Origin of the sequence: Bradyrhizobium sp., assembly GCF_035935975.1 — a bacterium.
Classification (GTDB): Bacteria; Pseudomonadota; Alphaproteobacteria; order Rhizobiales; family Xanthobacteraceae; genus Bradyrhizobium.
This window is the reverse complement of sequence record NZ_DASYWN010000044.1, coordinates 195,157-220,775: the sequence shown is the minus strand read 5'-3', so window position 1 is coordinate 220,775 and position 25,619 is coordinate 195,157. Positions and strand designations below refer to the sequence as shown.

Annotated in this window: 18 protein-coding genes and 1 pseudogene; 8 read left to right on the top strand and 11 right to left on the bottom strand. The window is 64.9% G+C overall.

Translation table 11 applies throughout. The features are described 5' to 3' along the window. Positions 1-67: 67 nt before the first annotated feature. Positions 68-1,441: a sensor histidine kinase gene (locus tag VGR99_RS27255; protein WP_326902925.1), complete on the top strand. Its 1,374-nt coding sequence runs from the start codon at positions 68-70 to the stop codon at positions 1,439-1,441. A gap of 13 nt (positions 1,442-1,454) precedes the next feature. Here VGR99_RS27255 and VGR99_RS27250 read toward each other — a convergent pair whose 3' ends face one another. Beyond that, positions 1,455-3,746, bottom strand: coding sequence for an FdhF/YdeP family oxidoreductase (locus VGR99_RS27250; RefSeq protein ID WP_326902924.1), 2,292 nt, complete (start codon positions 3,744-3,746; stop codon positions 1,455-1,457). 246 nt (positions 3,747-3,992) lie between these two features. On the opposite strand from VGR99_RS27250, the gene VGR99_RS27245 reads away from it, so the two are divergent. Then, entirely contained in the window at positions 3,993-5,240 is a 1,248-nt protein-coding gene (locus VGR99_RS27245; protein ID WP_326902922.1) for an oxalate decarboxylase family bicupin, read from the top strand. A 103-nt stretch (positions 5,241-5,343) separates the two neighbouring features. Here VGR99_RS27245 and cydB read toward each other — a convergent pair whose 3' ends face one another. The 8 genes and pseudogenes from cydB to VGR99_RS27205 form a co-directional block, all read right to left on the bottom strand. Continuing rightward, on the bottom strand, positions 5,344-6,330 hold the full coding sequence (gene cydB / locus VGR99_RS27240; RefSeq protein ID WP_326902920.1) for a cytochrome d ubiquinol oxidase subunit II: 987 nt from the start codon (positions 6,328-6,330) through the stop codon (positions 5,344-5,346). A gap of 2 nt (positions 6,331-6,332) precedes the next feature. Beyond that, positions 6,333-7,742, bottom strand: a complete 1,410-nt coding sequence (locus VGR99_RS27235) for a cytochrome ubiquinol oxidase subunit I (RefSeq protein WP_326902917.1) — start codon at positions 7,740-7,742, stop codon at positions 6,333-6,335. Positions 7,743-7,816: 74 nt separating this feature from the next. Continuing rightward, a pseudogene (locus VGR99_RS27230) lies at positions 7,817-8,182 on the bottom strand (lyase family protein); the annotation flags it as partial. A 148-nt stretch (positions 8,183-8,330) separates the two neighbouring features. Continuing rightward, entirely contained in the window at positions 8,331-8,996 is a 666-nt protein-coding gene (locus VGR99_RS27225) for a YoaK family protein (RefSeq protein ID WP_326902915.1), read from the bottom strand. 18 nt (positions 8,997-9,014) lie between these two features. After that, positions 9,015-9,851, bottom strand: coding sequence for a formate dehydrogenase accessory sulfurtransferase FdhD (gene fdhD, locus VGR99_RS27220; RefSeq protein WP_326902913.1), 837 nt, complete (start codon positions 9,849-9,851; stop codon positions 9,015-9,017). Positions 9,852-10,133: 282 nt separating this feature from the next. Further along, positions 10,134-10,634, bottom strand: coding sequence for a DNA starvation/stationary phase protection protein (locus tag VGR99_RS27215; protein WP_326902912.1), 501 nt, complete (start codon positions 10,632-10,634; stop codon positions 10,134-10,136). Positions 10,635-10,680: 46 nt separating this feature from the next. After that, positions 10,681-11,244: a cytochrome b gene (locus VGR99_RS27210; protein ID WP_326902911.1), complete on the bottom strand. Its 564-nt coding sequence runs from the start codon at positions 11,242-11,244 to the stop codon at positions 10,681-10,683. After that, positions 11,241-12,296 (bottom strand): catalase family peroxidase, encoded by a 1,056-nt coding sequence (locus tag VGR99_RS27205; RefSeq protein ID WP_326902910.1) that lies wholly within the window; start codon positions 12,294-12,296, stop codon positions 11,241-11,243. The genes VGR99_RS27210 and VGR99_RS27205 overlap by 4 nt, the downstream gene beginning before the upstream one ends. Positions 12,297-12,636: 340 nt before the next feature. Here VGR99_RS27205 and VGR99_RS27200 point away from each other — a divergent pair, with 340 nt between their 5' ends. Both VGR99_RS27200 and VGR99_RS27195 read left to right on the top strand, forming a co-directional pair. Further along, the gene (locus VGR99_RS27200; protein WP_326902909.1) at positions 12,637-13,518 is read left to right on the top strand and encodes an SDR family oxidoreductase; all 882 of its coding nucleotides are present in this window, start codon (positions 12,637-12,639) and stop codon (positions 13,516-13,518) included. Further along, the gene (locus VGR99_RS27195) at positions 13,400-16,642 is read left to right on the top strand and encodes an ATP-binding protein (protein ID WP_326902908.1); all 3,243 of its coding nucleotides are present in this window, start codon (positions 13,400-13,402) and stop codon (positions 16,640-16,642) included. Before VGR99_RS27200 ends, VGR99_RS27195 begins: the two co-directional genes overlap by 119 nt. Positions 16,643-16,646: 4 nt before the next feature. Here the strand turns inward: VGR99_RS27195 and VGR99_RS27190 are convergent, their stop codons facing one another. Continuing rightward, positions 16,647-19,493: an ATP-binding protein gene (locus VGR99_RS27190; RefSeq protein ID WP_326902906.1), complete on the bottom strand. Its 2,847-nt coding sequence runs from the start codon at positions 19,491-19,493 to the stop codon at positions 16,647-16,649. Between the two features lie 116 nt (positions 19,494-19,609). After that, positions 19,610-19,891, bottom strand: coding sequence for a hypothetical protein (locus VGR99_RS27185; RefSeq protein ID WP_326902904.1), 282 nt, complete (start codon positions 19,889-19,891; stop codon positions 19,610-19,612). Between the two features lie 255 nt (positions 19,892-20,146). Here VGR99_RS27185 and VGR99_RS27180 point away from each other — a divergent pair, with 255 nt between their 5' ends. From VGR99_RS27180 to VGR99_RS27165, 4 genes are all read left to right on the top strand, one after another. Next, entirely contained in the window at positions 20,147-20,401 is a 255-nt protein-coding gene (locus VGR99_RS27180) for a hypothetical protein (protein WP_326902903.1), read from the top strand. Positions 20,402-20,620: 219 nt separating this feature from the next. Beyond that, positions 20,621-21,892, top strand: a complete 1,272-nt coding sequence (locus tag VGR99_RS27175) for an ABC transporter substrate-binding protein (protein WP_326902901.1) — start codon at positions 20,621-20,623, stop codon at positions 21,890-21,892. Positions 21,893-22,054: 162 nt separating this feature from the next. Further along, positions 22,055-22,282, top strand: a complete 228-nt coding sequence (locus tag VGR99_RS27170) for a hypothetical protein (protein ID WP_326902898.1) — start codon at positions 22,055-22,057, stop codon at positions 22,280-22,282. A 378-nt stretch (positions 22,283-22,660) separates the two neighbouring features. Next, on the top strand, positions 22,661-25,558 hold the full coding sequence (locus VGR99_RS27165) for an ATP-binding protein (protein ID WP_326902897.1): 2,898 nt from the start codon (positions 22,661-22,663) through the stop codon (positions 25,556-25,558). Positions 25,559-25,619: the final 61 nt, after the last annotated feature.

The following is a 25,619-nucleotide window of genomic DNA, read 5'->3' as shown; positions in this document are numbered from 1 at the left end:
GCGCCGCGTGCTCCCGATCCAGACAATACAGGATCGGATTCTGCTGTGGGCTTGGGGTAGCCTTGTTTTGACCCTGCTGTCCTTCGCCTGTTCACTGCTTGGCGACAATTTCACGGCGATCGCTTTCGCCGCTTTTCTGGCCGCTTCGCTGACGCTCGTCGGCGCGATTATGGATATCACGGCCCTGAAGAAGGCCCATACCGAGCTGGAGCGAAGCGAGCTGCGCTACCGCCATCTGTTCAGCCGCATGCCGATCGCGTTCCGGCAGCTCGACGCCAGCAAGCTCGTCGCGCTGTTCCGAAGGCTGCGCGCCGACGGCGTCAAGGACCTCGGTCCCTATTTCGACAGCCATCCTGAATTCTTGCGCACCTGCATGGACGCGCTCTCGTTTCAGGAGGCCAACGAGCGGGCCATCCAGATGTTCGGAGGCGGCGTCGACGGCCATGTCGGACGTTCCATGGCCGAGACATGGAAGGAACGTCCGGATACGTTCCGGCGGGCGATGGAGTCGCGCTATCGCGGCGAGACAAACTTCGAGGAAGAGACCAGGATGGTGACCTGGGACGGCCGCCTCGTCGACGTTCTCTTCACGACGGCCCGGGTCGGTCCCATCAACGATCTCGAGGTCAGCCTGGTCGGCACCATCGATATCTCGCAGCGCGTTCGCGCCCAGCAGAAGCTGCAGCAGGTGCAGGCCGAGTTCGCCCATGCCGCGCGCGTCTCGATGCTCGGCGAACTGACCGCCTCGATCGCCCACGAGGTCAACCAGCCGCTTGCCGCCATCGCCACCAACGGCGCCGCCGGGCTTCGGTGGCTGAACCGACCGACGCCCGATATCGTCGAGATCCGCAAGACCATCGAAAACATCGTCGTGGATACCAAGCGCGCCGCGAACATCGTGGCACGCGTTCACGGAATGGCATCCCGGAGAGCTCCCGAGCAGGCCTCCCTGGCCTTCGACGAGATCATTTGCGAAGCGCTGCTCTTCCTGCGGCACGAGATGGAATCCCGCAGCGTGACGATCCTGCATCAGCCGGATCCCACCGCGCCGCAGGTGTTCGGTGACCGCACCCAGCTCCAGCAGGTGATCGTCAATCTCGCCATCAACGCGGTGCAGGCGATGACGCAGGCGCGACATGACGACCGCAGGATCGTCATCAGCACGGTCACACTGGACGCCACGACCTTGTGCTGCACCGTGGAGGACAACGGACCCGGCATCGCCGCGGAACATCTCGAGCGGCTGTTTGACAGCTTCTTCACGACCAAGGACAGCGGGATGGGCATGGGACTGCCGATCTGCCGGTCGATCGTCGAAGCGCATGGCGGCCGGATCGGCGCCGAAGGCCATGGTGCCGACGGCGGCGCCCGCTTCTGGTTCACGCTGCCGATCATTGTCCCGGCGGATGCGCTGCGCTGCGACCTCCACGCCGATACGTAACCGCCGCGCTGTGCTATTCCGCGGCCGTGGCCGAACGCACCAGGCGGATCGGTACGCCCTTGTATGACGGCGTGAAGCTGAGTGGATCACGGGCATAGAGCGGGACCAGCGGATTGGTCTCCGGATAGTACGCCGCACAACAGCCGGTCGGGAAGGAATAGGCGGCCACGCGAAAATTGCGCACGATCCGCTCGGCGCCATCTGTCGAGACTGTGATCAGGTCGACCCGATCTCCGTCCACAAGTCCGCGCTTTTTGAGCTCGTATTCGTTGAGGAACACCACGTCGCGCTGGCCGAACACGCCGCGGTAGCGGTCGGACATCGAGTAGAGTGTGGTGTTGTACTGGTCGTGGCTGCGGATGGTGGTGAGCCACAGGAAATCCGCATCGCTCTGCGGCGGGTCCTCGCCGCAGCCCGGAAACACCAGAAAGTTCGCCTTGCCCGACGGTGTCGCCCAGATGCGTTCGCGTGCCGTCGAGGTGAGATGGAAGCCGCCGGGGACGCGGATGCGGGCATTGTAGCCCTGGAAGATCGGGAACACCGCCTCGATCGCATCGCGGATCTTGTCGTAGTCGGCAACGAAGCTGTCCCAATCGACCACGGTGCGCTCGCCCAGCGTCGCCTTGGCGACGCCGGCGATGATCGCGACCTCGCTGAGCAGATGCTCCGATGCTGGCTTGTTGCGGCCGCCGGAGGCATGCACCATCGACATCGAATCCTCCACCGTGACCGACTGAGGCCCCGACGCCTGCACGTCGATCTCGGTGCGTCCGAGGCACGGCAGGATCAGGGCGGCACGGCCGTGGATCAGGTGGCTGCGGTTGAGCTTGGTCGAGACATGGACGGTCAGGTCGAGCTTGCCGAGCGCCGCTTGTGTCGCCTGCCAGTCGGGAATGGCCGCGGCGAAATTGCCGCCCATCGCGAAGAACGCCTTCACCTCGCCGCGGATCATGGCCTCCAGCGCGGTGACCACGTTGTGCCCCGGCTCGGCCGGAGGCTTGAAGCCGAAGCGCTGCTCGAGGCGTTCGAGGAAATCTGCCTTGGGGACTTCCGTGATCCCCACCGTGCGGTCGCCCTGCACGTTGGAATGGCCGCGAACCGGGCAGACGCCGGCGCCCTCGCGCCCGATATTGCCGCGCAGCAGCGCGAGATTGGCGATCTGCTGCACGTTGTTGGCGCCACGCCAGTGCTGGGTGATGCCCATGCCGTAGACGAGGATGGCGCGCTCAGCCTTCATATAGGCGCCGGCGGCATATTCCATGTCCTCGCGCGTCAGGCCGGACTGGCGTTCGATGTCGGGCCATTGCGTGCGCTTGAGATCCTCGATCAGCGCTTCGACGCCTAGGGTGTGGCCGCGAATGAAATCCCAGTCCAGGATCTCCGGCTGCTCGGCCGCGCGGGCGGCTTCGTCGGCCTCCACCAGGATCTTCATGATTCCCTTGAGCACGGCGACGTCACCGCCGACGCGCACCTGGAACAGCTTCGAGCTGATCGTCGTCGACGACAGCGTGATCATCTCGACCGGGCTCTGCGGCGCCTGGAAACGCTCCAGCGCGCGCTCGCGGAACGGATTGAAGGAGATGATCGAAGCGCCGCGGCGGGCCGCATTGCGCAGGCTCGTCATCATGCGCGGACTGTTGGTGCCGGGATTCTGGCCGAAGATGAAGATGCAATCGGCCTGGTCGAAATCCTCCAGCAGCACGGTACCCTTGCCGACGCCGAGCGAGTGCGGCAGGCCGACGCTGGTCGCCTCGTGGCACATGTTCGAGCAGTCGGGGAAATTGTTGGTGCCGTATTCGCGCACGAACAGCTGATAGAGGAACGCGGCCTCGTTCGAGGTCCGCCCCGACGTGTAGAACTCGGCCATGTCCGGATCGGGCAAGGCCCTGAGCTCACGTCCGATCATGTCGAACGCGTCGCTCCACTCAACCGGCAGATAACGGTCGGATGCGACGTCGTAGGCCACCGGATGCGTGAGCCGCCCGACCATTTCGAGATCGTAGTCGCTCCAGCTCGCAAGCTCGGTGACGGTATGCGCGGCGAGGAATTCGGGGGTGCAGCGCTTCGACGTTGCCTCCCAGGCGATCGCTTTGCCGCCGTTCTCGCAGAATTCGAACGACGAGGTGTGCTTCGGATCGGGCCAGGCGCAGCCGGGGCAATCAAAACCCTCCGGCTGGTTCATCCGCCGCAACGTGGCCGCACCCTTCAGCGGCACGCCCTGCACCAGAAGCGCCTCGCTGAGCGCCTTGAGTGCGCCCCAGCCGCCGGCGGGTTCACGATAGGGCCGAACCGATTTCGTGGTCATCTCGATGCTCTCGTTATGGCAATTCTCCGACCAGTTAAGGATCGCGCGGGGGACGCCGTCTTTTCGAAAAGAAGCCGAATTTCGCAATCGCACACGTTCGGACGCGGCTAACCGGGCGAACAGCCAGTGCAATCCGGCAAAAAGAGCGCCGTTCCCGGAAGCTGAAACGGCAAGCGAGACCTAGATTTGGCGGCTGGAGCCCCGTCGCTGTGGAGGGCTTTCGACAATTTTCAGGAGCGACCCAAGATGTTTTCAAGACGAGATTTGCTGGCCATGTCCGCGGCGGGCGCCGCCATTGTCGGCTCCGGCGCACAGGCCGCGACCTTCGGCAATCCGGACGAGCCGCCGCAAGGCGCCATCAATGCCAAAAGCCCCGGAAGCCTGACCGATCCCGGTCCGCAAAACCCTGCGCTCGCCAAGCAGTTTCCTTCCGCGCAAACGCCGCCCGCCACCGACGTCGGCGGCCTGCCGATGGATTGGGCCTCGTTCAACAATGCGCCGCGGCGCATCCAGGACGGCGGCTGGGCGCGTCAGGTGACGGTCGAGGACTTCGCCATCTCCAAGGAAATCTCCGGCGTCAACATGCGCCTCGCCGCCGGCGGCATCCGCGAGCTGCATTGGCACCAGGCGGCCGAATGGGCGATCATGACCTACGGCAGTTGCCGCATCACCGTGCTCGACGCGCAGGGCCGCCCCTATGTCGGCGATCTCAAGGCCGGCGACCTCTGGTATTTTCCGCCGGGCGCGCCGCATTCGCTGCAGGGCCTGGGTCCCGACGGCTGCGAATTCGTGATCTGCTTCGACGACGGTCATGCCAATGAGTTCAACACGCTGCTGGTGACGGACTGGCTCGCCCATACGCCGCCAGAAGTGCTGGCGAAGAACTTCGGCGTGCCGGCCGACACGTTCGCGAAGATCCCGCTGCACAATCTCTGGATCTTCCAGGGCACGGTGCCCGGCGACCTCGCCGCCGACCGCGCCGCCGTTGCGAGGAACGCCGAGGCGCCGCCCTATCCCTTCATCCATTCGCTCGGCAGCTCGACCCCGGCCAAGGAGAGCTCCGCCGGCAGCATCCGCGTTGCCGACAGCAGCAACTTCAAGGTCGCCACCACCGTCGCCGCTGCGCTGGTGACGATGCCGCCGGGCGCGGTCCGCGAGATGCACTGGCATCCGAACGCCGACGAGTGGCAATACTACATCAAGGGCAAGGCGCGGATGACGGTGTTCGACACCGGCCCCAACGCGCGGACGACGGATTTTTCAGCGGGCGACATCGGCTACGTCCGGCGCAATCTCGGCCATTATGTCGAGAATGTCGGCGACACCGAGCTGCAGTTCGTCGGCGTCTTCCGTGCGCCCCGCTACGAGGAGGTCTCGCTCTCCAACTGGCTGACGCACACGCCGCCCAAACTGGTCGCCCAGCATTTCAACATCGACGAGAAGCTGATCGCCCAATGGCCGGACAAGAGCCCGGGCGTCATGCCCAAAACTTGAGAGCCAAGACTTGAGGGGCTTCGAACAACAGTCCTGAATGCGAAAGGCGCCGAAACCGGCGCCTTTCTTTTTGCGCGTTCCAGCTCTCGGCAACGTTGCGCCGTCAGTAGTGATCCGTCGCCGGCGCCGTCTTGCCGCGGAAGACCCGATAGCCGACCGCGACATAGAGCAGCATCAGCGGAAACACGAACAGGCCCGCGCCCCAGAACATGAAGGCGAGGCTTGCATGCGGCGCCGCGGCCTCGTCGATCGTGACGACGAACGGAATCATGTAGGGCCAGAACGACAGGGCAAGCGTGCCGAAGGCCGCCGCAAAGATCAGCGAGACCATGTGGAACGGCCAGTAATCGTCATGGCGCAGGATGCTGGTGGCAAGCATCGCGGCCGCGCCGGCGCCGATCAGCGGAAACACGAAGAGATAAGGCCGCTCGGTCCACCGGCGCAGGATCGGCAGATGCTCGACCAGCGCATGCGTGAAGACGATGACGAGGAAGGCCAGGACGGCAACCGCGAGCAACGGGATCTGACGCCGCGTGGCGTCGCGGATCGGACCGTCGCACTTCCTCACCAGCCAGCAGGCCCCGAGCAGTGCGTAGCCGAAGCAGAGGCCGATCCCGCACAGGACAGAAAAGCCAGTCAGCCAGCCGAACGTTCCTCCGGCATATTCGCCGTTCGAGAATGGCAGTCCCTCGACGAGCGCGCCGACCATCGCGCCCTGCATGAAGCTCGCAGCGAACGACCCCACGACGAAGCTGACGTCCCAGATCCGGCGGCTGCGCGATGCCTTGCCGCGAAACTCGAACGCAACGCCGCGCAGGATCAATCCCAGCAGCATGACCACGACCGGGATATAGAACGCGGGCAGCACCATGGAATAGACCAATGGAAACGCGCCCCACATGATCACGCCAGTGACGACCAGCCAGGTCTCGTTGCCATCCCAGACCGGCGCGATCGTGCGCAGCATCTCGTCACGCTTCGCCTCGCTGTCGGCGAGGCCGAACAGCATGCCGACGCCGAGATCGAAGCCATCGAGCAGGAGATAGATCAGAATGCTGATGGCCAGCAGCGCAACCCAGAACATCACCATGTCTATTCTCCCGCTTCGAGATAGCCGTGCGCGGCCGGCACCTGATCGGCGAGCGACATCGGCCGGTTGGGCACGGGGACGTGCAGCGGCCTGCTGCCAAGCCCGGCCGGCCCGGCGCGCAACAGCCGGTAGATGTAGTAGGTCCCGAACGAGAAGATGAAGGCATAGACGGCGACGAACAGGATCAGCGACACCGTCGCAGCCGACGCGGTCAGGAACGGCGTCACGGCGTCTGCGGTGCGGAGCACGCCGTAGATGGTCCACGGCTGACGGCCGACCTCCGCGGTGTACCAGCCGGTGAGGATCGCGATCCACGGCAGCGGGAAACTGAGGAAGATGCCCCACAGCAGCAGGCGGCTGCGCTCGAGCCGATGCTTCAGGCCGAGCCAGCTCCCGAGCCAGGCCAGTCCCAGCATGACGAAGCCGCAGCCGACCATGATGCGGAAGGCGAAGAACGGGATCGCCACCGGCGGCCGGTCCTGCGGCGGAAAGCTGGTGAGGCCAACCTCCTTCGACGTCAGGCTCATGCTGCCGATGATGCTCCCGAGCACCGGAATCGAGATCGCGTATTTGTTCGATTGAGTCGTGGAATCAGGAATGGCGATCAGCACCTCCGAGGCCGGCTGCTCGTCATGCCAGCGCGCCTCGATCGCGGCGAACTTGGTCGGCTGGTAGTCGTGGACGTAGTCGCCGACGAGATGGCCGATGAAGAGCTGGACCGGCAGCACCACGGCCGCAAGCGCAAGACCCATCCGCAGCATCACGCGGGCCTCGGCGCGATAGGTCCGCCGCAGCAGATACCACGCACCGGTCGCCGCCACGCAGAACGCGCCGGTGAGATAGGAGGCGAGCAGCATGTGCGGAAACCGGACCCAGACCACCCGGTTGAAGATGATCTGCGCCCAGTCATTTGGCACGAACTGGCCGTTCTGCAGGACGTAGCCGGTCGGCACCTGCATCCAGCTGTTGTTGACCATGATCCAGAACGCCGACAGCGTGGTTCCGAGCGCGACCATCGCGGTCGAGAACAGATAGAACCACGGCGGCACCCGGGGCCGGCCGAAGATCAGGATGCCGAAGAAGCCAGCCTCCAGCATGAAGGCCGTGAATGTCTCGTAGGACAGAAGCGGGCCCTGGATCGGCCCGGACATTTTCGAGAGCACGCTCCAGTTCGTTCCGAACTGAAACGCCATCACCACGCCCGAGACGACACCCATCCCGAAGGCAACGCCGAAGATCTTGAGCCAGAATTCGAACAGGGTCCGGTAGACGGGCTTGCCGCTGTACTGGTGCATCGCTTCGAGCACGGTGAGCCAGGCGGCGAGCCCGATCGTGAACGCCGGGAAGATGATGTGGAACGAGATCGTGAAGGCGAATTGCAGCCGCGACAGGAGGAGCGCCGTCGGGTCCATCGGACGTCCCTTTCTCAGGCTCGTTTCGCGGCCGCTAGCGTACGTGCCGCCGGACGCTGGATATCGATGACCTTGAGCACTGTGCCCGCGAGCTCGCAGCACCGGTTCGAGATCACCTCGTTCACGTTCATGTTGAACTGGGTTCCGCTGCCCGTCATCCAGACGTGGAGGGGAAACATGTCCCGGTGCTGACCGGCGAGAATCTCATCGCAGACGTGGACGATCAGCTTGTCGATCCTGCCGTCGAGACGACCGCCGGCGCAATTGGCGTTCGCCGCCGCCTTCTTTGGGATCGCGTAGGACTGGATCATTTCGCGCGGCATCAGGTCCCTGCCGATGCTGAAATGCTCGAGCGAGCGCTGCGTTTGCGCGCCCCTGAGCCTGTCCGCGGGAACGCTCACTTCACCCAGGCCGTCTGTCTCCTTGCGGAAGTCGATCATCCTTGCCTCTCGTGGCGGTTCGTGTCGCGAGCACATTTGCGGCCCTGATCGAAAGTGTACGAACCGCACCGCGCGCACGCTTCCGCGAACGAACGTCCTTTTGCCGAATGGCATGGTGGGCACCTGGCCGTGCAACGGACGCGCGATGTCAGCGCGATTGGCCTTGTCGGCACAGCCAGAGGACGTACATCGACGATGCGATCGGCAAAGCGAGGCTCCACGTTCCCAACCACGTCGTCACGCAGCTGCCGACGGCCGCTCCGAGCAGGAACGTCAGGCAGAGCGCAAGCATGGTTCCGACGCCGCGCGCTGCCTCAGGATCGGACGCCGCAAAGAGCTGGTCGATGGCACGCAGCATGTTGCCGGTGACCGTGACCGAGAGATATTTCCAGCGCCCGACCTGCCTGAAGCTCGCCGACTGCAACGCGACGCCGAAGGAGAGGACAGGGATCGTGACCTCATCGGAAACGCGATGGAGCAGCAGCGTCGCCATGGCGAGGCATACGATCTCTCCGACGAGACAACGCAGCGGCGCCCGGGAGCGGACCGCCACCAGCGATCCCAGCACGAAGGCCGCGAGCGGAAGCAGATGATGAAACGCACGCGGCCATTGCCCGGACTGGGCATAGACCCCGAGGAAAACCACGTTGCCGGTCTGCGAGCTCGCGAAGACGCCGAGCGACAGCCACGTAAAGGCATCGAGAAAGCCGCCCGACAGGCTCAGCAGACAGGCGACCAGCAGCGATCGCTCCGGAACGTAGGCCTCGACGCGTATCTCGGCCAAACGCTCCGGTGACGCGGCTTGCATCGCCATGTTCGCCGATCCGCGGGATCAGTAGCCGGCGTGCGGCGCGGCCTCTTCAGGCAGCAGGACGCGGCGCGGATGCGTGAAGACGCCGTATCCGTCGTCGCGGGCGACGGCGAGAAGCGTGATTCCCGCCTCGTTCGCGGTCTGGATCGCAAGCGCGGTCGGCGCGGACACGGCGACGACGACCGGCGCGCCGATCATCGCGGCCTTCTGCACCATCTCCACCGAAACACGGCTCGTCAACAGCACAGCGGCGTCGCGGGCCGACTTGCCGTCGCGGACGATGGCACCGGCGAGCTTGTCGAGCGCATTGTGCCGGCCGACATCCTCCCTGACCAGGGCAATGCCGGTCCGCGGCCGCCAGAGCGCCGCCGCGTGCACGGACCGCGTCTGCTGATTCAATGTCTGGAGGGGAGAGAGCGCCTGCATGGCGTTCAGCAGGTCCCGCGCATGAAAGGCAACGCCGGGGCTCTCGACCCGCGACGGCGTGCGGCGCGCCTGTTCGAGACTTTCGATGCCGCATAGTCCGCAGCCGACCGGGCCGCTGATGGCGCGGCGGCGCGCGGCCAGCGACGCCGCCCGATCGCCGTCGAGCCACATCCGCACTTCCATGCCGAGTTCGTTCGAGATCAGCTCGATGCTGCTGATCTCGTTCGCGTCGTCGATGATCGCTTCGGTGAGGCTGAAGCCGACGCCGAAATCCTCGAGATCGGCCGGCGTCCCCATCATCACGGCATGGGTCGATCCGTTATAGGTGAGCGCGATGGCGCTCTCCTCGGCCACCAGTCGCGACGTCGAGGTCGTGCGGCCACCGCGCCAGGCGATTTCCCGGTGCCGCGTGAATGTCGAACCAGTCATCATGGCTCGCGCCGTCGCCGGCTGGATGCATTCGAGTTGGACATAACCGTCATGGCTTGCACCTTGTACGCATGACCGACTGCCGATCATGGATGACGGGAGTGTACAGGGATCCGCTCGGAACCTTCTTTCGTGGATGCGGCGATATTGTCTCATCTGCACGATGCGCATCGGCCTCGTCTTCGATCCGGTGCGCTGGCAGACGCTCCGCTTTCATGCCGCCATCCGACGGAAGCTCCGAGGGACTGCTCGTCCCTCGGCTGCCTCCCGGTCGCACGCACGTGCTTACGCGCTCGGGCCGCTTCGTCCGGTCTCGTACAGGAACCAGATCCGCCGCTCCGTCTCATCGATCCAGTTTTCCAAAAGGCTCGCGGTCGCGACATCGCCGTATTCGTCGCAAAGCTCGTGGACACGGCGCATTTCCCGCGTCAGCTGCTGATTGTCGCTGCGCAGCTCCGCCAGCATGTCGAGCGGATCGACATAATCCGCGTCGTTGTCGAGAATGCGCTGCTCGCGCGCGATCTGGCCGATCGAGCGCAGCGTCGTCCCACCGATCTTGCGGGCCCGCTCGGCGATGTCGTCGGTCATCGCAAAGATCTGTTCGGCCTGCTCGTCGAGCAGAAGATGATAGTCGCGGAAGTGACGGCCCGAGACGTGCCAATGGAAGTTCTTGGTCTTCAGGTACAGCGCGAAGACGTCGGCCAGCAACGCTCTCAGCGCGGCGGGAATGTCCCGGTTTGCATTGGCTCCGAGATCCGTCGGGCTCTGCAGGTCTGCTTTGGTCATGGTCAGAATCCTTGTTGGTGGGTTGGAAAGGGCGTCGTGTGAAGGTTCATTCGGCCGGCGTCGTGCGGTCGCGCTGCGGCAGGAGCGAAATCGTCGCGAATACGCCGTCGCGGCGGATCAGGGCATGGAACAGCGCTGCCGCGACATGCAGCAGCACGAGGGCGAAGAAGGCGAAGCCGAGATAGACATGAGCGTTCCACAGCAGCGTGTGCACGCCGTCGCTCTGCGGCAGCAGCGCCGGAATTCGAATCCCGCCGTAGAGAACGACCGGATAGGCCGCGGCCCAGAGCATGCCGAGACCAAGCAACGGCATGAGGATCATGAAGCCGTAGAGGGCAAGATGCGACAATCTCGCGCCCAGCTTGATCGTCGGCGGAAGATCGGCGGGCAGCGGCGGCGCACCGTAGTGGAGCCGCAGCGCCAGCCTGATCAGAACAAGGATCAGCAGCGTGACGCCGAGCGTCTTGTGAATCAGGATCAGCGGCAGATAGGCCGGCGCCACGGTGGACACCATGCCGACGCCGATGAAGAGCATGGCGACGATGCAGGCTGCCATCAGCCAGTGCAGGATGCGCTGGATCAGCGCGAAACGACGGGGCGCGTTGCTCATGGTTTGGCCGCCCCGGTTCGCGGATAGTCGCGGGCCTCGGCCGCACGCAGATCGTAGGACTTGCGGTAGACCGACGAGCGTGCCGCCGGGAAAGGATCGTCCGAGACCCGGATTCCCTGCGGCAACACGGTCGGATCGAAATTGATGTCGCGGCAGGGCCCATCCCGCTCCTGTTCGATCCGCTGCACGACGAGCGTTCCGACCGGCACCGTGCGGCGGCTCTCGGGCCAGGCCTTGCTTGGATCGGCAGTCGCATCACCGGGATCGGCGACGGTCGTAACCATGGTCCAGCGTTGCGGTCCGGCGGTCCGGACCCGCTCCACGATCTCCTGCTCGAGATAATCCGGGCCACGCTTTTCCAGCTCGGCTTGTGAGATCGGAACGACATTCGCCGCCGGCAACAACGACCATCGCACCGCGTGCTCGCCGCCTTTCGCATCCGTGAAGATGAAGCTGTTGAGCCCGTGGTAAGGCTCCTCCGCATAGCTGGCGGTCCAGGGCGCCGTCTTGGCCCAGGTCGCGAAGGCCGCGAATTCCGGATTTGCCTGGATGAAAATCTTCATCGCCTCCGGATCCTTCTTGCCGGAAGCGATCAGCAGGTCGTGAAACGCCTGCGGCGTGGAGACCGCAAAGAACGGCGGATTGATCATCGCCATCCGCCACTCTTCGCCGTCCGCCGCGGTGATCTGCAATCCCAGGCCGCGCACGCGCACGGTGGCGTCCACGGCGTTCGGATCGGCGGTGCCGAGATTGAAGCGGCCGAGGGCCGGATACGCACCTCGCTCGAACACCTTGGCGCGCGAGAGTTCCGCGCCGTTTCCGTTCGCCTCGAACACGCCGGTGAAGCAGATTCCCTTGGCATGATTGCGCCGATGGCCGAGCGGCGCGCCAGTCGGAGGGGTCAGCGCTTCGATCATCCGATCCGGCGTCAGGCGCCCGGGCGAGAGCCATCCTGCAGTGTAGGCGAACGCGGCAGCGCCGCTGCCGAGGACGGCCGCGATCAACACCAGCGGCCCGAGCCCCGAGCGCGGCAGCTTGCCTGACTGATTCATCACTTCTCCTTGCAACGCGCGAACAGGCCCGCGACCGGCCACGCGGCCCGCCCCGACGAACGTCGCAGACTGTTATAGCCGGCGACCATGGCGGCGATCTTTCGCGAAGGCACGCTCGCCCTTATCCGGTCAGCCGCGCAGCTCGCACGGAACCGCATTCGGGCTTTCTGGAAATTTTTCGTGCGAACTGACAATCACCCGCCTGGCTCGAAAGACCCGACTTGCGCCAGTGACTATGTCAGAGGCTCTTCGCGCAAGGACAGCGATCGATCACCGACCGATGAACATGTCGCGACGGCGCTGGCGCCTCTGCGGAAGCTGGAATGCGATTGGGGTTCGAATGAGCAAAGTGATCATCATCACAGGCGCTGCAAACAGCATCGGACGAAGCACCTGCAGGAAACTGGCGCAGGCCGGCCACACCGTCTACGTTTCGATGCGGGACACGGATCGCCACGAGGATCACGGCGTCGAGGAGGCCGGCCAACACGGCGCGGATCTCCGGACCATCGCGTTCGACATCACGTCGGAAACTTCCGTGAGTGCGGCCATCGATGCGATCGTCGCCGAGAACAATCGCCTCGACGTGATCGTGCACAATGCCCGGCAGGTCGTCTATGGACCGGCGGAGGCCTTTACGCCGGACCAGCTCGCCGAGCTCTACGACACCAACGTGCTGAGCGCACAGCGGCTAAACCGGGCCGCATTGCCGCAACTGCGCAAGCAGGGACAGGGCCTGCTGATATGGGTCTCGTCGAGTTGCGCGCGTGGCGGCTCGGTTCCGTTCCTCGGGACCTATGCTTCGTCAAAGGCTGCTCTCGATGCACTGGCGCTCGGCTATGCCGGCGAGCTCGCGCGCTGGGGTGTCGAGACGACCATTGTTGTTCCAAGCGCGCTCGGGCCCGGCCACTACATCCGCTCCGGCAGGCCGCTGGACACCACGCGAGCCGAGGAATACGCGGACGGTCCGACGGCCGATGTGAGCGAAGTCGCGCTGGCGGGGCTTGCGGAGCTTCCGACAAAGGACCGAACGCCGCAGGACGTTGCGGCCGCCATCGCCGATGTCGTCGATATGCCATTCGGACAGCGGCCGCTGCGCGTTCATGTCGGTCCCGACGACGACGGAGCCGCAGCCGTCGACGCCGTCGCCAACAGCGTTCGCGCGGAACTGCTCCGGCGGATCGGACTGGAAGACATCCTCAAGCCCACATCGATCGGATAGAGGGCCGATCCCTCAAATCACGCATATGCACGTACGAATGAGCTATTCGCGCAAAGCGTCAGGACCGCGCGACTCTCGCGAATATGGAAACCCAGACGAAAGTGATAGGCCCCGATCCTTTACCCAAATGCGGCAGGATGTTACCTTTGAAATGCCACTACGTTCACACGTCTTGGTGTGCTTCCAAGTCATAGAACGTGACGAGTTGTGCGCCGGGTTGATCCCCAAATGGCCCCGCGGGCAAAGCAACGACATGACGGCTGCCGCCGGTCGCTCCGACCAACACGAGTCCGCCCGAGAGATCTTCTTCTTCGGGCCGTTTCGACTCGACTCCTCGCTGCGGCGGATTGAACGAGACGGCAGCCCGCTCCAATTGTCCGGCCGTGCATTCGACATCCTGCTCGCACTGGTCCGTCAGGCCGGCAACGTCGTCAGCAAGTCGGATCTGATCGCGAAGACGTGGCCGGGCGCCGATGTCGAGGAAAATAGCCTTCGCGTCCACGTCGCCGCGCTCCGCAAGGCTCTCGGCGATGGCAACGGCGGCAACAGATATCTGAGCACGGTCTCCGGGCAAGGCTATTGCTTCGTCGCGGCCGTCTCGCGACCGGATCAGCGGCCGCCTGCACCGGCAAGTCCCGCTTACGTCCACAATCTGCCGGCGCATCCCCGGCAGATGGTCGGACGCGAGCAGGCCGTCCGGGACATCTCGGAGAAGCTGAGCGCCCGGCGCTTTGTCACCATCGTCGGCCCGGGCGGCATCGGCAAGACCACGATCGTCGTGTCCGCGGGCCACGCACTGCTCGCGGAGTTCGCCGGTCACGTCCACTTTGTCGGTCTCGGCGAGACGGACGACGACGCTCTGGTGCCGTCGATCGTCGCATCTTCACTCGGGCTGCAGACGCGATCGAATGATCCTACCGACAGCCTTGCGACATTCCTGCGTGACAGGCGCATGCTGCTCATTCTGGACTGCTGCGAGCATGTCATCGAAGCCGCCGCGGCACTCGCCGAACGGCTCTACCAGGCCGCGCCGGAGCTGCGTATCCTCGCCACGAGCCGGGAGTTGCTGCGCGTCGAAGGCGAGTTCACATACCGTCTCCCGCCGCTGCCGAGCCCGCCGGAGGAAGTCGTCCTCACGGCCGCGAACGCTCTCGCCTACCCTTCCGTGAGGCTCTTCGTGGAACGTGCGACTGCGGGAGGCGAATTCGCGCTGACGGATGCGAACGCCTCTGATGTCGGCAACCTCTGCCGGCGGCTCGACGGCATTCCGCTTGCCATCGAGCTCACCGCCGGCCATGTCGGCGCATATGGCGCGAGAGCGATGCTCCAGCTCCTCGACCAGCACCTCAACCTGCTGTGGGAGGGACGCCGCACCGCGCTGCCCCGGCACCGGACGCTGCGCGCCACCATCGAATGGAGCTACAATCTCCTGTCCGAGCCGGAACGCATCGTTCTCGGCCGGCTGTCGGTGTTCGTCGGCAGCATGCCCCTGGACGCCGCGCGGGCGACTGCCGCGGACACGGAAGACGACGACGCGATCCTGGAGATCATCGACAGCCTCGTCGCCAAGTCGATGCTGGCATTGAACACCGGCGCGCAGCCGACCCGCTACCGCCTTGCGGACTCGACGCGGTCCTACGCGCAGGAGAAACTTGCCGCAAGCGGCAATGCCGGCGCGATCTCGAGACGCCACGCCTGCTACTTTCTCGGTCTCCTCGAGAGAACCAGCGACAAATCGGACCGGGACCTTTCAGCGGCGGCCGATGAATTCGGCAACATCCGGGCCGCGCTGACCTGGAGCCTCTCGGATCAAGGCGACCGCAATCTCGGCGTGGCGCTCGCTGCAGCATCGATCCCGCTGTTCTTCAAGCTGTCGCTGCTGGCAGAGTGCGAACTCTGGGTCACCCGCGCCATCGATGCCCTCGACGAGACAGATGGAAGCATCAAGCACGCACTCACGCTTCATACGGCGCTGGGCGCCGCCCGCGTGCTCACGGGACAGCTCGATGAGCTGGCGGCCAATCATCTCAACCGGGCGCTCGCGCTGACGGAGAAGATCGGCGACATCGCCGGGCAGATCCGTCTGATCGACCAGTTGCACCTGCTGCAAGTGTTCGCCGGCAAGTACGATGACGCATTGGACATCGCCCAACGCGGCGAAGCCATTGCGCTCGCCAGCAACGATTCCCTTGCGGTGGCGCGGATGCAACTGTTGCTCGGCATCTCCTGCCAGTATCTTGGCAAGTTTACCGCCTCTCGCTCCTACATCGAAGCGGCGCTGCTCCAGCCGGGCCTGGAGCGAGAGGTCCAGGGCCGCCTCACCCTCGAATATCCCAGGCGCGCGCAGATCAGCCTTGCCCGCGTGCTCTGGCTGCAGGGCTATCCCGATCGGGCGGCGCAGATGGTGCGCCGGGCCATCTCGGACGTCATCGCGGCGAACCATCCGATCATGTTCTGCCGCGCGCTGCCATGGGCCTTCGGCGTCTTCTTCTGGAATGGCGACACGGTGGATTGCGAAGACCATATCGACAGGTTCATCGCAGAAGCGCGACGGCACAACCTCTCGATCCTCCAATTGGTCGGCGAGGCCATGAAGGGGATCACGCTGGTGGCGAGGGGCGAGACCGGCGCCGGGCTCGCCATGCTGAGAGGCGCGATCGAGAAGCTGCAGAGCCGGAGCTTCGGTGCGGTGGCAGGGCTTCGCATGCCCCTCGCCGAGGCCCTGGCCGCGGCGGGTCACAGCGACCAGGCGCTGGACACGATCGATCTGGCGATTGCCCAGGCCCGGCACCGCAACTTCATGATGGACATGCCCGACATGTTGCGGGCGAGAGCGGAAGTGCTGATGCAGCTGAACGATCCGGATCTTTCGCAGGCGGAGCTGAGCTTCGTGCAGGCGCTCGACCTCGCCGGCCGGCAGGGGGCTCTGGGTTATGAGCTTCGCGCGGCGCTCGGGCTTGCGCGGTTGTGGCAGGGCTGCGGTCGCCGCCAGGAGGCGCACGACATGTTGGCGTCCGTTTATCGGCGATTTACCGAGGGATTCCAGACGCGCAGTCTCAGGACGGCCGGGGACTTGCTTGACGAGCTGAGCCCCCCACGTGCGCGCTCGTTTGCCGCCAAATGACCGCCTACGATCCAAGCTTCACTATCATTGCGCGCGCCTCGCGGAGGTCCGCTGTCTCAAAACCTTCGGTGAACTTGCCGTAGGCGGACGCGAGGATATCGTGCGCCCCGGACGCATGTCCTTCGCTCATCCTCAATCGCGCCACGCTGATCGCGGTCCTCAGCTCCCAGAACAATGCGCCCTGGCTTCGTGCCACCTCGAATGCCCTGTCGAAGGCCTGGGCGGCATCGATCGGCGCGCGACGCGCGCCGGGAAGCAGCAGCAATTCGCCCTTGATGCGCCAGAGCTCGGCGACATACCACCCCTCATCCCTCGCCTCGCAGCGTGCGAGCGCCTCGTCGACGGTCGCAAGCCCTTGCGCGACCTCGCCGGCCGCGCCGAGACATGCCGCGAGCTCGCCAAGGGGAAGCAGGAAACGCGGCAGGAAGCGCGCCTCGCCGGCAAGATCGAACGCCTTGCGCAGCAACGGCAATCCGGTCGCAAGGTCGCCACGGCGCGCGACGAGCAATCCCCTGAAAGCGCGCGCCCATAGATTCCACAGGCGGATCGGGTGGCGCTCGGTGTGCTCGAGCAGCATCGCGCAATAGCGCTCGGCCGCGTCGAGATCGCCGGCCAGGAATGCAACCGGACAGGCACCCTGGCCGAGGACGCTGCAGAATGTGAGTGCGTGACCGCTGCTGCGGCCTTCCTCGACGTTGAGGTCGACGACGCCGAGGGCCTGATCCGCGAGGCCGAGCAACCACAGGATCCGCGCCTGGAAGTAGCGCGCCGAGGCCCGCAGGTCGAACCGGAAACGGATGACTTGCGGCTTCGCCGCCAGATCGGAGAGACGAGACAAGGTTCGCCCGATGTGATGATGCGCGCGCCGCTGGTCGCCGATATAGTGCAGCGTCGTTGCAAGCAGCCGGTCGGCCATCATCCGGTCGACGGGATTGCCGGAACCGGCCACCACCTCCGCGAAACGATGCGCAAATTCGAGCGCCTTGCGGAATTCGCCGTTGTTGAACTGGTCGATGCAGAGCCCCCAAAGCGCGCGCAGCAGGTAATCCCTGTCGCCGAGCTGCTCGGCAAGCTGCAGGGTCTCGATCCAGGCGGGACCTGCCTCGCGGGCCCTGCCGACACCGTACATCAGCGACCAGCCGCGTGCGGCCGACAGCTGCATGCGAAGTCGCGGCGCGTTCGTGGACGCCGGATCGAGGCGCGCCAACGCGAGCTCGGTCCGCTCGCGGCATTCGGTGAGGAGCGACAATTGCACCCATAGCGGGACCGAAGCCGCCGTCAAAGCCGCGCCGACTTGCGCGTCTCCGCCGGACGAGAAGGCCCAGTCGAGGCTCGTTCGCGTGTTGTCGATGTGGCGGCCATAGATGGCGAGCCACTCCACCTGCGGCCTCACCTCGCTGTCGGCTTCGGCGCTGGCAAAGAACCCGGCGTAGTACTTCGCCTGCCGGCGGGCGGCATCGGGAAATTCTCCTCCGGCATGCAGCTTTTCCAATGCGTAGGCCCGCGTCGTGTCCAGCAGACGATAGTGCGGGCTGTCGCCGCGGATGTCCGCGAGAACGAGCGATTTTGCCACCAGCCTCGCGAGCTGGCCGGTCACATCGCCGTCGCCGGCAACCGCGATCACGGCATCGAGCTGGAATTCGCCGGCGAATATGCCGAGCTGCCTGAGCAACCACGCCTCGTCGTCCGGCAGCAGGTCGTAGCTCCAGTCGAGCGTTGCGCGAAGCGTCTGCTGTCTCGGCAAGGCGGTGCGCCGGCCGGTCGTCAGGAATTTGAACCGGTCGTCGAGCAGTGCCGCGATCTTCGGCGGACTGAGCATGACGGCGCGCGCCGCCGCGAACTCGATCGCAAGCGGAATGCCGTCGAGCCGGCGACAAATCGCCGCGATGGCGACAATGTTCTCCTCGTCGGACGCATAGCTCGACCCCAGCGCCCTCGCCCGGCGCGTGAACAATTCCACCGCGCTGTACGCGGATGCGCCGGCGGGCTCGTGCCATGCTTCGGGCGGCACGCCCAAGGGAGGCACGCGGTACACATGCTCCCCCTCGATGCGCAGCGCCTCCCTGCTCGTCGCGACGATGATCGTTCCGGAACAGCGGCTGACAATCAGCTCCGCCACTTGGGCCACGGAGTCAATGACATGTTCGCAATTGTCGAGAATGAGCAGCAATGGCCGCGGACCGATCGCACGGGCGATCGCATCCGGTGAAATCTCCTCACCTTCGAGCTTTGTGCCAAGCACGCCGGCGATGACCGAGCAGACCAGTCTGGGATCGGACAGCGAGGCCAGCTCGACGAGCAGTCGATCGCCTACGAAACCGGCCGGTGGCGTTCGGGCGACTTCGAGCGCCAGCGCCGTCTTTCCGATGCCGCCGGGCCCAACCAGGCTGATCACGCGATAGGCCGACAGCAGCCGCCACAAATGCGCGATCGCGGTGGTCCGGCCGATCAGATCGAATGAGGCGCTGGGAATGTTGATCGACGGCAGCAGCCCGGCTGCGGCAGATTGTAGCGGCGCATCCATATGCCGGAGCCGCCACGCGCCGAGCAAGCGATAGCCTCGGCCAACGGTGGTCGACAGCATGTCGCGGTCAGGACCAAGCGCCTTCCGGATCGCCGCAATATGGACGCGAAGTGCGCTCTCCTCGACAAAGACGCCCCGCCAAACCCGCTCCGTCAGGTCGTTCTTGGTGACGAGCTGACCCTGCGCCTGAACCAATTCCGCAAGAATCTCAAAGGCTCGTCCGCCGAGCGGAACGAGCTCTCCGCTCGCGCGCAATTCGCGTCTGGCAAGATCGATCTCCCATTCCGCGCAAATGTAGACGGGACGCTGGCCTGGCTCAGCCATCATTGGGACTGCCCCAAGCGGTGTCATCATTTTATGCTCAGCTTACCACCAACCCTTTCGAAAGACAGAGGTCGCCGGGCGGCGCCGCCGCCGGTCTCCGTCCCGTCAATGCGCGCTGTTCAGCAGCCGCGGCAGATCGATCCTTCCAGCATCTTCTCGAGCCGGGCGTCGTCCTTGTCGATGGTCTGGTCCGTGCCGAGCAACGGCCCCTTCATCGCGTGACCACCACTGTCCGACGACGGAAGCGCGGTGCCCAGCGAGTTCGTTCCGGGCGCGGCGGCGCTCGTGCCGAACGTCCCGCCGCTTCCCATCGACATATGCGATCCCATGCCGCCGCGGGCTGACGCAGTCCCCGACAGCGCAACGCAGCCGCCGACGCAAATCACAGCAAACAATCTCATGGCTCACACTCCATATGTGCTCAAACGATCTGCTTTCAGAAACCGGCACAGCGCGCGTTTGACCATGCACAATCGCGCGAGGATTCTGACAAGGATGACAGACTCTTCTCGCAGGAGTGATGCCTGTTCGCCGGGGATTTCCGCAGCGGCGACCTACATGATCATCATCAAGAACAATTTTTCGGAAACGCCATCAGCCGAGCAGCGATCGTCGCCTAGCGCCTCTCCGCACACGACAAACTATGGAGAATCGCTATGAGTGCATTCAAGATTCTGATCGCTGCGGCGCTGCTCTCAACGGCAACGATATCATCCGCATCCGCAGCCTGGTCCTTCGCCGATCAGGAGCCGGCCGCCTTCGCATCGATGTACCCCGATCGTGACGTGCTGAATGGCGGCACGCTGACGCCCGCCGGGCGAATGGGCCTCGAGCGGCCCGGTGGCGCCGCGCCCGTATTCCCCGCCGGGCATTTTCATGATCAGCACTGGCGTCAATGGTATCGCAAGTGAGTATCACGCGGCCTGCCGCAGATGATGTAGTCCATGATCCGGGAGCGCGACCGCGCCATGCGGCGCACCCTGGGGACTTCGCGGCAAAGTCGATCCCCCGAGCGCGATCGCTCGACACTGCAAAACTTAACAGTTCTTCAGCATCCGTAGCCGGGCTTGCGGCACTGACCGCGCTATAGTCGGCATGTGGGAAAGTCAGCAACGTCATGGAGGCATCGCTTGATCACGGACGGAAATGGTCACTCGATTTCCGGCGCCGCGCGGCGCCTGGCAAAGCTCGTCATGTCCTGGGTCATGCTTGCGGTCGGCAGCGTCGATGCGTCCGCGGAGCCGCGGTACGATCCCGGAGCAAGCGACACCGAGATCCGGATCGGCAACATCATGCCCTATAGCGGCCCGGCGTCGGCCTTCGGCATCATCGGCAGGACCATGAGCGCATATTTCCGCATGATCAACGACGACGGCGGAATCAACGGCCGGAAGATCAACTTCATCTCGTATGACGATGCCTACAGCCCGCCCAGGGCGATCGAGCAGGCACGACGGCTGGTCGAGAACGACGAGGCGCTGGCGATCTTCGCGCCGTTCGGCACGGCCAGCAACGCCGCGATCCAGAGTTACATGAACCACCGGCACGTGCCGCAATTGTTCGTCGTCAGCGGAGCCTCGCGCTGGGCCGATCCCGAGCACTTTCCATGGACCATCGGCTGGCAGCCGAGCTACCGCACCGAGGCTCGCATCTATGCTGACTATATTCTGAAGCATCATCCGGGTGCCCGGATCGGCATCCTCCACCAGAACGACGATCTCGGGCGCGACTATCTGCAGGGGCTGAAGGACGTCCTGCAGGACAAGTACGCGCAAATGGTGATCGCCAGCCTGCCATATGACGTCAGCGAGCCGACGATCGAGTCGCAGATTGTCACGATCAAGACCGCGGCGCCCGACATCTTCATCAACATCGCCACGCCAAAATTCGCCGCCCAGGCGATCAGGAAGCTCGCCGAGCTTGACTGGCACCCCGTCCACATCATGACGAACATCTCGGTCTCGGTGGGCGCCGTGCTGAAGCCGGCCGGACTGGACAATGCGACGGGGATTTTCAGCGCCGGCTACCAGATGGACGTGACCGACCCGCAATGGGACAGCCATCCGGGCATGCAGCACTTTCGTGCGTTCATGGCGAAATATTACCCGGACGCGGACCGATCGGAGAGCGGACCGCTGCTGGCCTTCAACATGTCGCGCGCCCTGGTGGAGGTGATCAGGCGCTGCGGCGACGATCTGACGCGCGAGAAGCTCATGCGCGTGGCCACGAATCTCGACCTCGAAATCGACGGCTACATCCCCGGCGTCCGGATCAAGACATCGCCGACCGACTTTCATCCGATCGAGCAACTTCAGATGATGCGCTTCACCGGCGAGAAGTGGGAATGGTTCGGCCCGCTGCTGGATGGGCGCGCGGACCGCGCGTTGCCTGCGCCTGATTAGCACGCGAAGCGCCTCGCCGATGCCAGAATCAACACACCGCAACGGCTTCGTGCAAAGACGAAAATGATCGTTCGATCGACACTGCGGATCCAATGCACGGGTGCGCATGTCTCGTGAGCGGGCCGAGGCGTTCCCGGCATCGCTTTCTCAAGGAGACGTTCGATGACTACACTGAAGCTCTTGTCGGCCGGTTTCGTGGTCGCAGCCATGATTGCCTCCCCCGCGATGGCTCGCGAAGGCAGCGCGAAGCGCAACAACGTCGATGCCTACGCGTCGGCTCAGCGCATCCCGGTCAGCTCCAAGCGCAGCTGCGCCCGTGCGCCCGACGTCGGCGCGTACGCAACGGCCCCCTGGCGCAAGCCGCCCTGCGAGCCCGCGTCCGGCTATTGATCTCGCGGACTGGAGCAAGTCCGGTGAACAGAAGGACGGCGGCTCTCGATCGGGCCGCCGTTCTTGCGGCGGGTGCACGCCTGTCGGAAGCAGTTGCGCTCCGAAGCACCCACGATGCGACACTCCATTCGATCGTGTCTCCCATTGTGACACATCCGCGACCGCCGTCACGAATTCGTGTATCGAACATCAACGCAGCGAATGCCAGCATTCGCAGCGAGCGGGCTGCCGGCTAGCGGCGGGCCCCCTTGACACACGAACGCCCCTCTACGACACCGAAGCGCATTCACGCTTTCAACTCTTTCGAGGGTTGGTGATCTCAAGGGCGGGCTCGTGATCTCCCGGGATCACGGCACTCATGTTGATGCACGGACCCCTATGCCGCCGCCGATCGATCGCACCTACTCCTTGGGACGTTGGCTGATCGATTGCCAGCGCAGAGAGCTGCGATACGACGACACCACGGTGCCGATCGGAAGTCGTGCATTCGAGATTCTCGAGAAGCTGGTCGGCTCCGCGGGTCTCCTGGTGACCAAGGACGATTTGATTGGAAGCATCTGGCCGGGCCTTACCGTCGAGGACAACACGCTTCAGGTTCATATCTCGGCGGTCCGGAAGGCGCTCGGCGAGGATCGCAACCTCCTCAAGACGGTGTCGGGGCGCGGCTACACGCTCGCCGGAGCCTGGCGCAGCGGGTCGTTGGATCATCCTGCAACGGCGCCTGTCACGGTGCCGACTGACGCGGCCTTCTCCAGCAATCTGCCGAGCGTCCGCGCGCCTCTGATCGGTCGCGAGGATTGTCTCAGCCAGTTGGCCGATGTTCTGTCCGCGTATCGGGCCGTGACCCTTGTCGGCCCCGGCGGTATCGGAAAGACCAAGCTGGCGATCGAGCTCGCGCGCAGCGCCGCCGCCTCGTTCGGCGATTCCGTGGCGCTGGTCGAGCTCGCGACCCTGCAGGATGCAGCACTGGCAGCATCGGCATGCGCCCGGGCCCTCGGGCTCGCCTCGAACGACAAGGACGTGTCGGCCGCAAGTATTGCGCAGGCCATCGGGAAACGCCGCCTGCTGCTCGTCCTCGACAATTGCGAGCATGTGATCGACGCGGCCGCGCAGATCGCGAGTGCCGTACTGCGCTATTGTCCGAACGTCACGGTGCTTGCGACCAGCCGCGAAGGGCTCCGCATTGACGGTGAATACGTCGCGGCCATTCCGACGCTGTCGGTCCCCGGTCCCGACATGCACGACCCAGATCTGCTGCTCCGGGAAAGCGCCGTGGAGCTGTTCGTCACGCGAACGCAGGCGTTGCGCGCGAATTTCGTTGCCGGCGCCGCGGAGCTTGAGAAGATAGCCGCCATCTGCCGCCGCCTCGACGGCATTCCGCTCGCATTGGAATTTGCCGCAGCCCGGGCCGCCAAGCTCGGCGTGGACACCGTCCTGCTGCGCCTCGACACGCGCTTCGAGCTGCTGAGCGGCGGCAGGCGAGACCAGTTGCCGCGACACCAGACCCTGCGGGCGACGCTGGACTGGAGCTACGATCTCCTGTCGCCGGCAGAGCAGGACCTGCTGTGCCGGCTCGCGGTGTTTCCGGCCGGTTTCACGCTCGATGCGGCCATCGCGATGATGGACGGCAGCTTGTCGCGGTCCGACGTCATCGAGACCCTGTTCAATCTTGTCGGGAAATCGCTCGTTTCGCTCGACCCCTCCTTCGAGGGGCGATGGCGCCTGCTGGAGAGCACCCGAGCCTATGCGCTGGAGAAGCTGGCGGAAGCAGGCCTCGTCGCGCAGGCTGCGAGACGACACGCCGGCTTTCTCAAGGACATCATCGCGCCGCTCGGCGATAGCTCTCCCGCGCCCGACGACATCTCCCGCTTCGCCCAGGAGATCGGAAACGTGCATGCCGCGCTCGATTGGGCGTTCTCGCCCGATGGCGATACCGCGCTCGGCATCGAACTGACGGCCGGCTTCGTTCCGGTGTGGATGCAGTTGCTGTCCTTCGTGGAATGCTCGACGCGGATCGAGCGCGCGCTTGCGCGTTTCAGTCCCGAGTTCACCTGCGTTCCAAAGCTCAAGGCGCAGCTCTATGTCGCCCTTGGCTTCGCGCTTCTGAACACGACGGGATCGGCGGATCGCATGAAGGCGGCGCTGAGCATCGGTCTCGCCCTCGCCGAAGAGTTGTCCGACCTCGAGCTTCAGCTCAAGGCGGTCTGGACGTTGTGGAGCTACAATCTCAATTCGGGCCAATATGCCGCGGCCAAGCAGGTCGGCGAACGCTACCTCGCGATCGCGTTGCGCACCGGAAGCGCCGCGAACGAAACGGTGGGCCGTCGCCTGATCGGCGCCGCCACCCATTTTTTCGGCGCGCAGGAGGATGCACGGCGTGAGCTGACCCTGTCGCTGGATCATGCGGCCCACGGATTGGACAGCGGGGCGAACCAGATGTGGTTCCTGCTGAACCAGAGCGTCCTGGCGAAGGCCATGCTCGCCCGCGTCCTGCTGCTGCAGGGCAAGATCGCCCAGAGCAGATCGCTGGCCGCCGAATGCCTCCAGGAGGCCCAGCGCGAGAAGGACAAGCTGGCAATCGCCTACGCATTGCGGAATGCCGTCTGCCCGATCGCGCTGATGACGCATGATCTTGCCGCAGCCGATCAGGCGATATCCTGTCTTCTCGAGCTCGTCACCCGCGAGGGGATAGCCTTCTGGACCAGCTGGACATGCTGCCTGAAAGGGCAATTGCTGGTTCTGCAGGGCGAGCATCACGACGGAATAGCGCTGCTGCGCAGCGGCTTGAAGGCGCGCACCGAGAATGGATGGCTGATGCGCAATCCCGAGTTTCTCGGATCGCTCGCCGAAGGCCTGCTCGCGAGCGGCGAGCCTGCGCAGGCCTTGGCTGCGGTGGAAGAGGCCTTGTCCATGTCGCGGCAAGGCCGGCAATTATGGTGCCTTGCGGACCTGTTGCGGATCAAGGGTGAGGTTCTGCTGGCCAATGACCCATCCGATCCGTCGCGATCCGAATTGCTGTTCGCCGAGGGACTGTCCGTCGCCAGGGACCAGCAATGCCGCTTCTACGAGCTGAAGGTTGCGGCGGCGTGGGCAAGGATCATGGCCGGATCGAACCGTGCGCAGACCGCGCTTGAGCTCGTCGGCCCGCTCAGCGCGCTGTTCGATCAGGAGATCGATCTACCTGCCCTCACCTTTGCCCGCGCTCTGGCGGAAATACCGGGCATCTCGCTGTCGGGGCGCGACGGCGACAGGCCCGCGTCCTGCACGTGCCACTGACTGTCCGACAAGCCTGCTGCTCCGCCTCAGCATCCCGGCGGCAGGATCGGCGTCACGCCGG

What these genes read in the sequence shown, in the direction of transcription:
- VGR99_RS27250 (WP_326902924.1), bottom strand. Translation starts at nt 3,746, where the DNA reads ATGACCACGAAATCGGTTCGGCCCTATCGTGAACCCGCCGGCGGCTGG.
- VGR99_RS27245 (WP_326902922.1), top strand. Translation starts at nt 3,993, where the DNA reads ATGTTTTCAAGACGAGATTTGCTGGCCATGTCCGCGGCGGGCGCCGCC.
- cydB (WP_326902920.1), bottom strand. Translation starts at nt 6,330, where the DNA reads ATGGTGATGTTCTGGGTTGCGCTGCTGGCCATCAGCATTCTGATCTAT.
- VGR99_RS27235 (WP_326902917.1), bottom strand. Translation starts at nt 7,742, where the DNA reads ATGGACCCGACGGCGCTCCTCCTGTCGCGGCTGCAATTCGCCTTCACG.
- VGR99_RS27225 (WP_326902915.1), bottom strand. Translation starts at nt 8,996, where the DNA reads ATGGCGATGCAAGCCGCGTCACCGGAGCGTTTGGCCGAGATACGCGTC.
- fdhD (WP_326902913.1), bottom strand. Translation starts at nt 9,851, where the DNA reads ATGATGACTGGTTCGACATTCACGCGGCACCGGGAAATCGCCTGGCGC.
- VGR99_RS27215 (WP_326902912.1), bottom strand. Translation starts at nt 10,634, where the DNA reads ATGACCAAAGCAGACCTGCAGAGCCCGACGGATCTCGGAGCCAATGCA.
- VGR99_RS27210 (WP_326902911.1), bottom strand. Translation starts at nt 11,244, where the DNA reads ATGAGCAACGCGCCCCGTCGTTTCGCGCTGATCCAGCGCATCCTGCAC.
- VGR99_RS27205 (WP_326902910.1), bottom strand. Translation starts at nt 12,296, where the DNA reads ATGAATCAGTCAGGCAAGCTGCCGCGCTCGGGGCTCGGGCCGCTGGTG.
- VGR99_RS27200 (WP_326902909.1), top strand. Translation starts at nt 12,637, where the DNA reads ATGAGCAAAGTGATCATCATCACAGGCGCTGCAAACAGCATCGGACGA.
- VGR99_RS27195 (WP_326902908.1), top strand. Translation starts at nt 13,400, where the DNA reads ATGTCGGTCCCGACGACGACGGAGCCGCAGCCGTCGACGCCGTCGCCA.
- VGR99_RS27190 (WP_326902906.1), bottom strand. Translation starts at nt 19,493, where the DNA reads ATGATGGCTGAGCCAGGCCAGCGTCCCGTCTACATTTGCGCGGAATGG.
- VGR99_RS27185 (WP_326902904.1), bottom strand. Translation starts at nt 19,891, where the DNA reads ATGAGATTGTTTGCTGTGATTTGCGTCGGCGGCTGCGTTGCGCTGTCG.
- VGR99_RS27180 (WP_326902903.1), top strand. Translation starts at nt 20,147, where the DNA reads ATGAGTGCATTCAAGATTCTGATCGCTGCGGCGCTGCTCTCAACGGCA.
- VGR99_RS27170 (WP_326902898.1), top strand. Translation starts at nt 22,055, where the DNA reads ATGACTACACTGAAGCTCTTGTCGGCCGGTTTCGTGGTCGCAGCCATG.
- VGR99_RS27165 (WP_326902897.1), top strand. Translation starts at nt 22,661, where the DNA reads ATGCCGCCGCCGATCGATCGCACCTACTCCTTGGGACGTTGGCTGATC.